This is a genomic window from Streptomyces sp. NPDC020983 (assembly GCF_044333485.1).
In the GTDB taxonomy this organism is placed as follows: Bacteria; Actinomycetota; Actinomycetes; order Streptomycetales; family Streptomycetaceae; genus Actinacidiphila.
The window spans coordinates 589435-602926 of the sequence record NZ_JBIRRA010000002.1; the positions used below are offsets into that span (position 1 = coordinate 589435).

Consider the following 13492-nt stretch of genomic DNA (forward strand, 5'->3'; position numbering starts at 1 on the left):
GTACGGCGGCGGGGGCGGGGGCGTGCCGGTGCCGGCGGCGAAGGGCGCGGGTGTGCCGGTGCCGGGTCCGGCGAGCATGGTGGCGGCGTAGTGCGGGTCGTTGCTCGCGGGCGGCGGTGTGCCGGTGGCGCCCGCGAACGGTGCCGGAGGCGGCGTGCCCTGCCCCGCGTGGGGCGGCGGGGGCGGGGGCGTGCCGGTGCCGGCGGCGAAGGGCGCGGGTGTGCCGGTGCCGGGTCCGGCGAGCATGGTGGCGGCGTAGTGCGGGTCGTTGCTCGCCGGTGGCGGTGTCCCGGTGGCCCCCGCGAACGGTGCCGGCGGCGACGTGCCCTGCCCGGCGTACGGAGCGGGCGGCGGCGTGCCCTGCCCTGCGTACGGCGGCGGGGGCGGGGGCGTGCCCTGCCCCGCGTACGGCGGCGGAGGGGTGCCCTGCTCGGCGTACGGAGCGGGCGGCGGCGGGGTGCCCTGTCCGGCGTACGGCGGCGGCGGTGGCGGGGCGCCCTGCGCGGACGGCGCGGGGGGAGCCGGCGGGACATGGCCGACCGGCGTCGCCTTGGCCGTCTCCAGGCCCGCGATGTCGGCGGCGCCCTGCCCGCCGCCGTGCTGCGCGACCGGCGGGGGCAGCGGCACGGCGGGGCCGTCCGGCGCGGGGAAGGGGGACCCGCCCACGGTGTGCGGCACCCCGCCCTGGGCGGGCGGCGGCACCGGTGGCCCGGACTGCGCCGGGGACGGCACGGGCGGCCCGGGCTGCTCGGGCGCGAGCAGCGTCGGCGGCAGCCCGCTGCCGGCGGGCAGCAGTTTCGTCCGGGCCTCGGAGGACTCGGGCGCCGGCGGCGTCTCGGGGAGGTCCGCACCGCTGATCGGCGGTGCGAAGACCGTCGCGGGCATGGGCACGGACTGGCCCTCGCCGGTGTCGCTGACCGTCTTGCCGGCCCAGCTCCCGCCGTCCTGCGGCTCCTCCGGCTCCTGCGCCACCGCCGGCTGCGCGTCCTGCGGCTGCTCCTGCGCGGGCACGGCGGGCCGTCGCGCGTAGTCCACACCGTCCGGCTCCTGCGCCGCGGGGACCGCCTCGGCGGCCGGCCGCCGTACGTAGTCGACACCCCCGGACGGCGCCCCGGCGGAATCCGCCGGAGCCGCCGCGGAATCCCCGGCGGAATCCCCGGTGGAGGCGGCACCCGGCCTGCCGCCGGAGCCCGGCCTGCGGTCGGGGATGCCCATCCGGTCGGCGGCCTCCTGGAGCCACTCCGGGGGGCTCAGCAGGAAGGACGTCGCCTCCAGGTCGATACGCTGCGGCGGCTCGGGCGCCGTGTCCTGCGGCATGGCGCCGTACTCCTCCTCGTAACGGCGGATCAGCTCGCCGATGGGCAGCGGCGGCCAGAGCGTGGCCTCGCCGCTGTCCCGGGCGATGACCACCCGCAGCTGCGAGCCGTCGTCCGCCGGGCCGTCCTCGCGCGGCTCCGACCAGACGACGAAGCCGAGGTCGAACTCCCGGACCTGGATCTCGCGGTGCTCGTACGGCGGCACGTCGCCGTTGATCCACCGCTCGGCGCGCTCCTGCGCCTGCGCGAAAGTCACCATGGCCGGCTCACTCCTCCACCTGGACGGCGCCGGCGAAGCCGCCGTCCACCATCAGATTCGCCACCGTCGCCAGCTCCGGCGGATTGCCCGCGAGGCGCAGCAGGAACGCGTCGATCGATTCGCCGCAGGGCAGCAGCAGCTCGGCGACGCGGTCGGCGGGGGTGTCCCAGCCGTCGCCGTCCCGCGCGTCGTCGTAGGCGCAGAACCACACCGTGCCGGTGTCCCCGCCCTTCACCTTCACCGCGAGGAGCCCGCCCTGGACGTAGCCGACGGCCAGGTAGTCCTTGGTCAGGTGGTCGCGCAGGCACTTGTTGACGTAGACGAGGTCGTTGACCGCCGCGGCGTCGCGCACGGTGAAGAACGGCTGGTCGATCAGCAGCCCGAGCTCCGGGTCGAGCGCGACCCCGCGCGGCGCGCAGCCGCCCGCCGCCTTCAGGAAGGCCCGGTAGGAGCCCGGCAGCCGGTACCCCAGCTCCTCCTCGACGTCCCGCACCTGGGCCTCGGTGACGGAGACGGCGTCGATGGGGAGCTCGAAGTGGACCGGACGCGTCTCCTGGAGCGGGCGGGTGCCGCGTTTGGAATGGTCGGCGACGGAGTTCGCGAGGCCGCCGTGGTGCCGCAGCAGCGCCTTGACCTCGGCGGGGACGAGCTCCAGGCGGCGGGTGCCGGCCACGTGGTGCCACGTCCAGCCGTGCGGGGTGGCCACCGGCGGCAGGCTGGCCCACAGCTCGTGGCCCGCGGCGTGCAGCGCGGCGTTCGCCGACACGTAGTCCGTCAGCCGCAGCTCGTCGATGCCGAAGCCCTCGGGCGGCTCGGCTATCTCGGCCGCGGCGCGGGCGAACGGCGAGAAGTCCGGGTACCCGTCGGTGTCCACCCACACGCCCTGCGGGTAGCGCGCAGCGCGCACCGGGTCGGGGAAGTGCACGACCTGCCCGGCGTAGGCCACGTTGGGCGGCGCGGTCCGGGACTCCGCGCCGGAGCCGGGGGGCGGGGCCCCCAGCCCTTGCCGACCTGTCGTCATGACTGCTGCCCCCTGGTGCGTACGGCTGATGACCACAGCCTAGGGCCTGCGGCCTGCCCGCCGACCGGCCAGTCGCCCGGTTGTGGACAACTCGTGGACCGCGCCCGGCCGCAGGGCCGCCCGCGGCCGCCGCCTCCCGCCCCCCGGCGGGCGGGGGGCGTCCTCAGCTGTGCTTCGCGGCCTTCCGCAGCTTGGCGACCTGCTCGACCGGAATGGAGCTGCGCAGCTGCGCGGGCTGGTGGTCGGCCCGCACCGTCTCGTACGCCGCCGTGGTGTCGCCCACCCGGATGACGGTCACCAGCACCTGCCCGCCCGTGCCCTTGGCGGAGTCGCCGATGACGTACGCGACCCGCTCGTCGCCCAGCCCGGCGTCGGCCGCGGCGGGGCGCACGGTGAAGTGGGACGTGACGCCGCCGCGCACCACGGAGTAGGAGTGGCAGGCGGTCACGGCGGCGGCGAGGTCGTGCAGCACCCTGGCCGCGTCGCCCTTCTTGTAGGAGGCGATGACGGTCAGCGAGATCGCCTTGGCGCCCTTGGTCGCGGTGCTGGTGGCGTCCGTGGTGTCGGTGACCATCGCGCCCGTGTAGACCTGCCGCCGGTACCTGGGCTGGCTGCTCCACTGGTCCACGATCGGCTGGCAGGCCGCGGTGTCGGCCTTCTGGGCGTCCCCGAGCAGCTGCTGCTTGCTGCCCGCGGGCAGCACCTGCACGTGCGGGACGTCCTGCGAGGTGAGCAGCGCCGAGGTGAGCTTCGCGGTGCTCACCTCGCCCTTCGCCACCGTCGGGCCGTCCTTGCCGCCGCCGCCCCCGCAGCCCGCCGCGAGCGCGAGGACGGGCAGCAGCGCGGCGGCGGCCGCGGCGCGGCTACCGGCCGGTAGGCGATGGTGTGCGCGGATCGGCATCGATGCGTTCCCCTGTGTCGTTGCGGCAAGGCCCGCGGCGGCGCATGTCCCCGTCCCGGGGGCGGCCTCACGCGGGCGTCGGCCCGTTGCCGCGCGACTTTACGGCAACGGGCCCCGTACCTCCCCTGTGGGGCTGCTCACACGGCGCCGCGCGGGGGCCGGGGCAGGAACGGGCGCCGCCCGTACGTCCGGCCCCGCGCGAGCCGCCCGGAGGCCGGACGGCACCCCCGCCGCGCGCGTACGGCGGTCACTTGCGGGCCGCGAGCGCCTTCTTCAGCTTCTCGTCCTGCTTGCGCTCCACGTCGACGGGCAGCGGGCCCGCGCCGCCCGCGGACTTCACCGACACGTACATCGTCACCGTGTCCCCGGTCTGCACCACGGACAGCAGCGCGGCGCCGGCCCCCTTGTCGGAGGTGTCGTTCATGACCCAGGACACCGCCGTGTCGCCGACCGGCACCGCCGGGCCCTTGGAGACGGTGAAGGGCGTCTTGGCCCCCGTGCTGTCGGTCGCGGTGAAGGCGGTGCAGCCGGCCAGCGCGGTCTTCAGCTGCGTCATGACCTTGGCGGCGTCGCCCGGCGCGTGGCTGGCCACCATCATCTGGTTGATGATCTCCGGTGTCGTTCCGGCCTTCGCCGTGCCCTTGGCGAAGGCCGCGCCGACGAAGGCCATCCGGTGGATCTTCGGATTGCTGCTGGTGACGTCGGCGAGCGGCTGGCAGACGGGCTTGTCGGCGGTGAGCGTCGAGGTGTCGGACGAGTCGGCGGTCCGTGAGGGCTGGACCACCCAGCCGGGCAGGTCGGAGTCGGTGACCAGCGCCTTGGTGAGCTGCTCCGTCGTCAGCGGGGCCTTGCCGCTGAGGACGTTCGGCGACTGCGAGTCGGGGGTGGGGGAGTCGTCGCCCGAGGAGCAGGCGGCGGCGAGCAGCAGCGCGGGCAGCGCGGCGGCGGCGAGGCGGAGCCGGGTGGTGTGCATCGGGGTCACATTCCTGGTTCGGCGGTGTGGGGGGACCCGCGGTGGCGGGCCGACTGCTGATCCTCCCCGCCCTTCCTGTGCCGCGTCCATGCCGCGTCGGCCCGCCGTGCGCCGGACTCCCGCCCGGAGACCGCGCCGTGTGCGGACGGTGACCGCCCCGTGCTCCGTGGGGCGCCGCTGTGAGCGGGCCCTCCGGGTGGTCCAGAGCCGCGGAGTTGTGACGTTCATGTGTTCGCCGTGTACGCACTGTGCCTGCTCTGCCGGAATTCGGACACCGGGCGGTGACATGGCCCACACACAATGAGCGCGCCGACGTGTTCGCTTCCCCATCGCGCGGCGCGTTTGGCACTCTGATCGGCACACGGGGGAACGCCCGCTCGCGCGGGCGGACGGAGGGACGCACGTACACCATGACAACTCACTTCCTGGCGACGGGGGCTGCGGACCCCCGGCTGAACTGGGGCGCCCCACGGCCCCCGGACGGCCCGCCGCGGCTGCGGCACCGAAGAGACGGCATCCTGCCCGCCGTCGCCGCCGCGCTGTCCATCCGCGACGAGGTGCTCACCTGCACCGGTGCGAAGGGCGACCGCCCGCCCGTCCTGCATCCGATCGTGCAGGAGTTCCTGGACGCGCTGCCCGCGACGCAGCGTGAGCGCTTCACCGGCCGCTGCGCGGAGCCGGTGCTGATCTCCCGCCACCTGGCGTCCGTCGAGGCGGGGCGCGGCAAGCGCGCCGCACGCCGCCCGCTGACGCAGGGTGAGGCCCGCAAAGCGCTGCGCGGCGCGAAACTGACGGCCCGCCGGATACGCGAGGACGGCGACCCCGCGCACGGCACGTACGCGCCGCCGTGCCGCTCCTGCGCGCCGCTGCTCGCGCACTTCGGAGTGCAGGCCGTCGACCCGGCCGAGGGGGCATGACGCCCTGATGGCAGCGAGCGCACGCTTTCCCGCCGCCGTCGACGCCGCGCTGCGGGCCGGCGGCTGGCAGCCCGGGCGGTGGGACATCAAGCAGGCCGAGGAGTGGGCGGATCTCCTGCGCGGCCACGTGTCGCCCGGCGGCCACCGGCACAGCGTCTTCCCCGCCGCCGTCGAGGCCTGGGCGGAGTTCGGCGGCCTGGCCTTCCCCGCGGCCGCCGGCCCGGGACAGGTCACCGCGCCGACCGCGGTGACCGTGGACCCGCTGCGCGGCCTGCACATGGCCCGCATCTTCGGCGACCTCGGCCGCGCGCTGGAGACCGAGGTCAGCCCGCTCGGCGAGGAGCCCGGCACCGGCGCCCTGCTCGCCATCGACGCCGAGGGCCGGGTCTACGGCATCGACCACGCGGGGGACTGGTACGCCGGCCCCGACATCGACCTTGCCCTCGCCGCGCTGATCGGCGGCGGCCGCACCGTACGCCTGACCCTCGAGACGTCCGGCGCGGACCCGCGCCCGTACGGCGCCGCGGAGCCCGGCCGCCCCTGAAGCCGTCCGGGCGCACCCGGAGCCGCTGGGCAGCACGTCGGCTCGGCCGCCCCCGACCACGGGACTACCCGGAACCCCGGGACCCCTAGGGGGCGGTACCTACTTTTGGCATGGACCGGTTCGTACCGCCGGATGACGTGCGGGTCCCGCCCGCTCCCTACGGTCGTAGGGCGGGGTGGGGATACCCCCACCACGGAGACGGAGACCTTCCCCAATGTGCGGCGGAGCGCCCTCCGTCAGGCTGATGGACATCACGACAGTGCGACATACGACGACGCAGGAGTAACAGTGACAACGCCAGTGACGATTCCCAGGTCCGGGGGCAACGGAGAACGTTCGGCTGTTGCCGCTGCAGGGCGCTCGGTGACGAAGGCGTACGGCGCGGGCGAGACCCGGGTCGTCGCCCTGGACGCGGTCGACGTGGACATCGCCCGCGGGAGGTTCACCGCGATCATGGGCCCCTCGGGCTCCGGCAAGTCCACCCTCATGCACTGCCTCGCGGGCCTCGACACGGTCACCTCGGGGCGGATCTGGGTCGGCGACAGCGAGATCACCGGGATGAAGGACAAGAAGCTCACCCAGCTGCGGCGGGACAAGATCGGCTTCATCTTCCAGTCCTTCAACCTGCTGCCGACCCTCAACGCGGCGGAGAACATCACGCTGCCGATGGACATCGCGGGCCGCAAGGTCGACCGCGACTGGTTCGAGCGGGTCGTGGAGACGGTGGGCCTGGCCGGCCGGCTCAAGCACCGCCCGACCCAGCTGTCCGGCGGCCAGCAGCAGCGTGTGGCCGTCGCCCGCGCCCTGGCCGCCCGCCCCGAGATCATCTTCGGCGACGAGCCGACCGGAAACCTCGACTCGCGCGCCGGTGCGGAGGTCCTCGGCTTCCTGCGCCGCTCGGTCGACGAGCTGGGCCAGACCATCGTGATGGTCACCCACGACCCGGTCGCCGCCTCGTACGCCGACCGCGTCCTCTACCTCGCCGACGGCCGCATCGTCGACGACATGGCCAACCCGACCGCCGACACCGTCCTGGAGCGCATGAAGTCCTTCGACGGCCGCGGGAGGACGTCGTGACCGTCCTGAAGACATCGGCGCGGAACTTCTTCGCGCACAAGGGCAGAATGGCCCTCTCGGCGATCGCCGTCCTGCTGTCGGTCGCCTTCGTCTGCGGCACCCTGGTGTTCACCGACACCATGACCGCCACCTTCGACAAGCTCTTCGGCTCCACCGCCTCCGACGTCACCGTCAGCGCCAAGAAGATCGACGACGAGCAGGCCACCGGCATCCCGGACACCGTCCCCGCCGCGCTCCAGCAGCAGCTGGCGAAGGTCCCCGGCGTCGCCAAGTCCGACCCCGACGTCACCAGCGACCAGGTCACCGTCGCCAACGCGGCGAACGAGAAGATCGGCTCCTCGTCCGGCGCCCCGACGATCGTCAGCAACTGGGACCCGACGGAGTCCAAGGCAGTCGAGCTCTCCTCGGGCCACCTCCCGCGCAGTGCCACCGACGCCGTGATCGACGCCGACACCGCGGGCAAGAAGCACGTCGCGATCGGCGACACGCTGCGCGTCATCGCCGCCCCCGGCGACTTCGACGTCACCGTCAGCGGCATCGTCACCTTCAGGACCACCAACCCCGGCGCGACGGTCCTCTACATCGACACCGCCACCGCGCAGACCAAGCTGCTCGGCCGCTCCGACGCCTACACCGCCTTCGGCCTGAGCGCCGCCAAGGGCACCACCGACGACCAGCTCAAGCGGAACGTCAGGGCGGCCATCGGCTCCGGCTACACCGTCGACACCGCGGCCGAGACCAAGAAGAAGGACCAGGACGACCTCGGCGGCTTCCTGAACTTCATGAAGTACGCCATGCTCGGCTTCGCCGGGATCGCCGTCCTCGTCGGCATCTTCCTGATCGTCAACACCTTCTCCATGCTGGTCGCCCAGCGCACCCGGGAGATCGGCCTGATGCGGGCCCTCGGCTCCAGCCGCGGCCAGGTCAACCGGTCCGTGCTCGTCGAGGCGGTGCTGCTCGGCGTGACCGGCTCGGTGCTCGGTATCGGCGGCGGCATCGGCCTGGCCGTCGGGCTGATGCACCTGATGGGCAAGGCCGGCATGAAGCTCGACACCTCCGAGCTGACGATCAAGGCCTCGACCCCGCTGGTGGGCCTGGCCATCGGCGTCGTCGTGACCGTGGTCTCCGCCTACATCCCGGCCCGCCGGGCGGCGAAGATCTCCCCGATGGCCGCGCTGCGCGACTCCGGCACCCCCGCCGACGGCCGCGCCGGACGGGTCCGCGCCGCGATCGGCATCCTGGTCAGCGCGGCCGGGGCGCTCGCCCTCGTCGCCGCAGCGAAGGCCGACAAGGCATCCGCGGGCGGCGGGATGCTGGGCCTGGGCGTGCTGCTCACGCTGATCGGCTTCGTGATCGTCGGCCCGCTGCTGGCCGGTGTGATCGTCAGGGCGGTGAGCGCGGTCGTGCTGCGCTTCTTCGGCCCGATGGGACGCCTGGCCGAGCGCAACGCGCTGCGCAACCCGCGGCGTACCGGTGCCACCGCTTCCGCGCTGATGATCGGCCTGGCCCTGGTGGCCGGCATGTCGGTGGTCGGCTCCTCGATGGTCGCCTCCGCCGACGACCAGCTCGACTCCTCGGTCGGCGCGGACTTCATCATCGAGGTCGGCAACAACGGCAGCCAGCCGATCACCCCGGCCGCCGAGAAGGCGCTCACCGCCACGCAGGACATCGCCCACTTCACCCACTACACGATCGTCAACGCCAGGCTCACCCTGCCCTCCGGCGAGACCGTCAGCTCCGACCTGAGCGCCGCGGACCCGACCTACCCCAAGGACCTGCGGCTCAAGACCACCCAGGGCAACCTGGTGGACGCCTACGGCAAGAACGCCATGTCGGTGCCCGAGGGCTTCGCCAAGGACCACCACCTCAAGCTCGGCGACGAGCTGAAGGTCGTCATGACCAGCGGCCGCCCGGCCCAGCTCAGGATCGCCGCGATCACGAGCGACGACACGACGATCGAGCACGGCTCGATGTTCACCAACATCGCCACGGCCCGCGAGTACCTGCCGGCCGACAAGATGCCGGGCGACTTCCTCCTGTTCGCCACCGCGGTCGACGGCAAGCAGAAGGAGGCCTACGCCGGCCTCAAGGCCTCGGTGAAGTCCCACCCGGAGATCGACGTCCGCGACCAGGCCGACTACAAGGACCTCATCCACAGCCAGGTCAACCAGCTGCTGTACATGATCTACGCGCTGCTCGCGCTGGCGATCATCGTGGCCGTCCTCGGCGTGGTCAACACCCTGGCCCTGTCGGTGGTCGAGCGGACCCGGGAGATCGGGCTCATGCGGGCCATCGGCACCTCGCGGCGCCAGCTGCGCCGGATGATCCGCCTGGAGTCGGTCGTCATCGCCCTGTTCGGCGCGCTCATCGGCCTCGGCCTCGGCCTGGCCTGGGGCACCACCGGCCAGCGGGTCCTGGCCGCGGAGGGGCTCGGCGTCCTGCAGATCCCGTGGACGACGATCGTCGTGGTCTTCGTCGGATCCGCGGTCGTCGGCCTCCTCGCCGCCCTCATGCCCGCGCTGCGGGCGGGCCGGATGAACGTCCTGAACGCCATCGCGACGGACTAGGCCCGCGCTCCACGAGGCCCCGCGCCCCCGCACCCCGCCAGGGGCGCGGGGGCGCCCTGCTGCGCCGTGAGGCGGCCGCCCGCGCACTTGCCCGTGCCCCTGGGAGGCACCGCCCTCCGCGGAGGGCGCCCGCACGGCGCGGGAGCGGCCGCGGGTCCCGAGGGCACCCCCCTCCGCGGAGGGCAGGCCCCGGCCGGAGGCCGTACGCTGGAGGGACCCCCGGCACGTGAGACGTGTCGGGCGGTCGCGTTGCCCGTGGCGGCAGCGCCCCGACACGTATCCCCCGGGACGGAACCCTCATGAGTCTGAACGGTCTGGTCGACGCCGCCGTCGCCGACACCGCCCTCGCCGAGGCGGTCCAGGCCGCGGTCTCCGGAGCGCGGCCGCACGTGGATCTGGTCGGCCCGCCGGCCGCGCGCCCGCTGGCGATCGCGGCGCTCGCCGCGAAGGCCTCCCGCACGGTGCTGGCGGTCACCGCGACCGGCCGCGAGGCCGAGGACCTGGCCGCGGCGCTGCGGTCGATGCTGCCCGCGGACGGCGTCGTCGAGTACCCGGCGTGGGAGACGCTGCCGCACGAGCGGCTCTCGCCGCGCAGCGACACCGTGGGACGCCGCCTCGCGGTGCTGCGGCGGCTGGCGCACCCGAGGGCGGACGACCCGACGGCCGGACCCGTGCAGGTCGTGGTCGCGCCGATCCGTTCGGTGCTGCAACCGCAGGTCAAAGGGCTGAGCGAGCTGGAGCCCGTGGCGCTGTCGAGCGGGCAGAGCGCCGACCTGGGCACGGTCGTGGACGGGCTGGCGGCGGCCGCCTACGCGCGCGTGGAACTCGTGGAGAAGCGCGGCGAGTTCGCCGTGCGCGGCGGCATCCTGGACGTCTTCCCGCCGACGGAGGAGCACCCGCTGCGGGTGGAGTTCTGGGGCGACGAGGTCGAGGAGATCCGCTACTTCAAGGTCGCCGACCAGCGCTCCCTGGAGGTCGCCGAGCACGGCCTGTGGGCGCCGCCGTGCCGCGAGCTGCTGCTCACCGACGACGTACGGGCGCGGGCCGCCGAGCTGGCCGCCGCGCACCCCGAGCTGCACGAGATGCTGGACAAGATCGCCGAGGGCATCGCCGTCGAGGGCATGGAGTCACTCGCCCCGGTGCTGGTGGACGCGATGGAGCTGCTGCTGGACGTGCTCCCGGCCGGCGCCATGACGGTGGTGTGCGACCCCGAGCGGGTACGGACCCGGGCCGCCGACCTGGTGGCGACCTCGCAGGAGTTCCTGGAGGCGTCCTGGGCGGCGTCCGCGGGCGGCGGCGAGGCGCCCATCGACCTGGGCGCGGCCTCGCTGTGGCCGATCGCGGACGTACGGCAGCGGGCCGGCGAGCTGGGCATCCCGTGGTGGTCGGTGAGCCCCTTCGCCGCGGACGAGGCCGACGACCTGGACGGCGACATCCTCAAGCTGGGCATGCGCGCCCCCGAGGTCTACCGCGGGGACACCGCGCGGGCGCTGGCCGACACCAAGGGCTGGCTCGCCGAGGGCTGGCGCACCGTCTACGTCACCGAGGGCCACGGACCGGCCTCCCGCGTCGCCGAGGTGCTGGCGGGGGAGGGCATCGCGGCCCGGCTGGACATCGAACTGGCCGACCTCGCGCCGTCCGTGGTGCACGTCGCCACCGGCTCGCTGGAGCACGGCTTCGTCGACCCGGGCCTGCGGCTCGCGGTGCTGACCGAGACCGACCTGTCGGGGCAGAAGTCGTCCACCAAGGACATGGGGCGGATGCCCTCCCGCCGCCGCAAGACCATCGACCCGCTCACCCTGACCGGCGGCGACTACATCGTGCACGAGCAGCACGGCGTGGGCCGCTACGTGGAGATGGTGCAGCGCACCGTGCAGGGCGCCACCCGCGAGTACCTCGTGGTCGAGTACGCCCCGGCCAAGCGCGGCCAGCCCGGCGACCGGCTCTTCGTGCCCACCGACCAGCTGGAGCAGATCACCAAGTACGTCGGCGGCGAGGCCCCGACGCTGCACCGGCTGGGCGGAGCGGACTGGACGAAGACCAAGGCGCGGGCGAAGAAGGCCGTCAAGGAGATCGCGGCCGACCTGATCCGGCTGTACTCGGCCCGCATGGCCGCGCCCGGCCACACCTTCGCCCCGGACACCCCCTGGCAGCGCGAGCTGGAGGACGCCTTCCCGTACGTGGAGACGCCCGACCAGCTCACCACCATCGCCGAGGTCAAGGGCGACATGGAGAAGTCGGTGCCCATGGACCGGCTGATCTGCGGCGACGTCGGCTACGGCAAGACCGAGATCGCGGTGCGGGCGGCCTTCAAGGCGGTGCAGGACGGCAAGCAGGTGGCCGTGCTCGTGCCGACGACGCTGCTGGTGCAGCAGCACTTCGGCACCTTCTCCGAGCGCTACGCGCAGTTCCCGGTCAACGTGCGGGCGCTGTCCCGCTTCCAGACCGACACCGAGGCTAAGGCGGTGCTGGAGGGGCTGCGGGAGGGCTCGGTCGACGTCGTCATCGGCACCCACCGGCTCTTCTCCTCCGAGACCCGCTTCAAGGACCTCGGCCTGGTGATCGTCGACGAGGAGCAGCGCTTCGGTGTCGAGCACAAGGAGCAGCTGAAGAAGCTGCGGGCCAACGTCGACGTGCTGACCATGTCCGCCACGCCGATCCCCCGCACCCTGGAGATGGCGGTCACCGGCATCCGGGAGATGTCCACCATCACCACCCCGCCGGAGGAGCGGCACCCGGTGCTGACCTTCGTCGGGCCCTACGAGGAGAAGCAGATCGGCGCCGCGATCCGGCGTGAGCTGCTGCGCGAGGGGCAGGTCTTCTACATCCACAACCGGGTCGAGTCCATCGACCGGGCGGCGGCACGGCTGCGCGCCATCGTGCCCGAGGCGCGGATCGCCACCGCGCACGGGCAGATGAGCGAGGCCGCCCTGGAGTCGGTCGTGGTCGACTTCTGGGAGAAGCGCTTCGACGTCCTGGTCTCCACCACGATCGTGGAGTCCGGCATCGACATCTCCAACGCCAACACCCTCATCGTCGAGCGCGGCGACACCTTCGGCCTGTCGCAGCTGCACCAGCTGCGCGGCCGTGTCGGGCGCTCGCGCGAGCGCGGCTACGCCTACTTCCTCTACCCGCCGGAGAAGCCGCTCACCGAGACCGCGCACGAACGGCTCGCCACCATCGCCCAGCACACGGAGATGGGCGCCGGCATGTACGTGGCCATGAAGGACCTGGAGATCCGCGGCGCGGGCAACCTGCTGGGCGGCGAGCAGTCCGGCCACATCGCGGGGGTCGGCTTCGACCTGTACGTCCGGATGGTCGGCGAGGCCGTCGCCGACTACCGCTCGGCGCTGGAGACCGGCGGCGAGCCGGAGGAGACGCTGCTCGAGGTCAAGATCGAGCTGCCCGTCGACGCCCACGTCCCGCACGACTACGCCCCCGGCGAGCGGCTGCGGCTCCAGGCCTACCGCGCCATCGCCGCCGCGTCCTCCGAGGAGGACATCACCGCCGTCCGCGAGGAGCTGGTCGACCGCTACGGTCCGCTGCCCGAGCCGGTCGAGAACCTGCTCCTGGTGGCCGGGCTGCGGATGCTGGCCCGCAAGGTCGGCGTCACCGACATCACCCTCCAGGGCTCCAACGTCCGCTTCGGCCCGGTCGAGCTGCGCGAGTCGCAGGAGCTGCGGCTCAACCGCCTGCACCCGCGCGCGGTCCTCAAACCGGCCACCCACCAGATCCTGGTGCCCCGCCCGGCGACCGCGCGGATCGGCGGCAAGCCCGTCGTCGGCCGCGAACTGCTCCAGTGGACCGCGGAGTTCCTGACCACCATCCTCGACAACTGAGCCGCCCGCGGCGGACCCGGGCCGGCGCCGCCCGGGTCCGCCGAACCGCACCCGTGGCCGGCACGGTTACAGTGCGGA

Annotated in this window: 8 protein-coding genes and 1 pseudogene; 5 read left to right on the plus strand and 4 right to left on the minus strand. The window is 73.8% G+C overall.

Going from position 1 to position 13492, the window contains the following annotated elements; translation table 11 throughout:
* The 4 genes and pseudogenes from ACH4SE_RS05950 to ACH4SE_RS05965 form a co-directional block, all read right to left on the minus strand.
* Nucleotides 1-1575: pseudogene (locus ACH4SE_RS05950) on the minus strand (hypothetical protein); the annotation flags it as partial.
* Nucleotides 1576-1582: 7 nt separating this feature from the next.
* Complete coding sequence (locus ACH4SE_RS05955; RefSeq protein WP_398542048.1) at nucleotides 1583-2596, minus strand: SMI1/KNR4 family protein; 1014 nt, start codon at nucleotides 2594-2596, stop codon at nucleotides 1583-1585.
* 163 nt (nucleotides 2597-2759) lie between these two features.
* Nucleotides 2760-3497 carry a hypothetical protein gene (locus ACH4SE_RS05960; protein ID WP_398542049.1) on the minus strand — a complete coding sequence of 246 codons (738 nt, stop codon included), beginning with the start codon at nucleotides 3495-3497 and terminating at the stop codon, nucleotides 2760-2762.
* A 247-nt stretch (nucleotides 3498-3744) separates the two neighbouring features.
* A complete protein-coding gene (locus ACH4SE_RS05965) occupies nucleotides 3745-4470 on the minus strand; it encodes a sensor domain-containing protein (protein WP_398542050.1) in 726 nt (241 codons plus the stop codon).
* A 410-nt stretch (nucleotides 4471-4880) separates the two neighbouring features.
* Between ACH4SE_RS05965 and ACH4SE_RS05970 the strand changes: the two genes are divergently transcribed.
* From ACH4SE_RS05970 to mfd, 5 genes are all read left to right on the plus strand, one after another.
* Nucleotides 4881-5387 (plus strand): YwqJ-related putative deaminase, encoded by a 507-nt coding sequence (locus ACH4SE_RS05970; RefSeq protein WP_398542051.1) that lies wholly within the window; start codon nucleotides 4881-4883, stop codon nucleotides 5385-5387.
* Between the two features lie 7 nt (nucleotides 5388-5394).
* Nucleotides 5395-5931, plus strand: a complete 537-nt coding sequence (locus ACH4SE_RS05975; protein ID WP_398542052.1) for an SUKH-3 domain-containing protein — start codon at nucleotides 5395-5397, stop codon at nucleotides 5929-5931.
* A 288-nt stretch (nucleotides 5932-6219) separates the two neighbouring features.
* Complete coding sequence (locus ACH4SE_RS05980) at nucleotides 6220-7008, plus strand: ABC transporter ATP-binding protein (protein WP_398542053.1); 789 nt, start codon at nucleotides 6220-6222, stop codon at nucleotides 7006-7008.
* Nucleotides 7005-9575: an ABC transporter permease gene (locus tag ACH4SE_RS05985; protein WP_398542054.1), complete on the plus strand. Its 2571-nt coding sequence runs from the start codon at nucleotides 7005-7007 to the stop codon at nucleotides 9573-9575. Before ACH4SE_RS05980 ends, ACH4SE_RS05985 begins: the two co-directional genes overlap by 4 nt.
* 299 nt (nucleotides 9576-9874) lie before the next feature.
* The gene (gene mfd / locus ACH4SE_RS05990; protein WP_398542055.1) at nucleotides 9875-13414 is read left to right on the plus strand and encodes a transcription-repair coupling factor; all 3540 of its coding nucleotides are present in this window, start codon (nucleotides 9875-9877) and stop codon (nucleotides 13412-13414) included.
* Nucleotides 13415-13492 lie beyond the last annotated feature (78 nt).

Coding starts and splice junctions, on each gene's coding strand:
- ACH4SE_RS05955 (WP_398542048.1), bottom strand. CDS start 2,596: ATGACGACAGGTCGGCAAGGGCTGGGGGCCCCGCCCCCCGGCTCCGGC.
- ACH4SE_RS05960 (WP_398542049.1), bottom strand. CDS start 3,497: ATGCCGATCCGCGCACACCATCGCCTACCGGCCGGTAGCCGCGCCGCG.
- ACH4SE_RS05965 (WP_398542050.1), bottom strand. CDS start 4,470: ATGCACACCACCCGGCTCCGCCTCGCCGCCGCCGCGCTGCCCGCGCTG.
- ACH4SE_RS05970 (WP_398542051.1), top strand. CDS start 4,881: ATGACAACTCACTTCCTGGCGACGGGGGCTGCGGACCCCCGGCTGAAC.
- ACH4SE_RS05975 (WP_398542052.1), top strand. CDS start 5,395: ATGGCAGCGAGCGCACGCTTTCCCGCCGCCGTCGACGCCGCGCTGCGG.
- mfd (WP_398542055.1), top strand. CDS start 9,875: ATGAGTCTGAACGGTCTGGTCGACGCCGCCGTCGCCGACACCGCCCTC.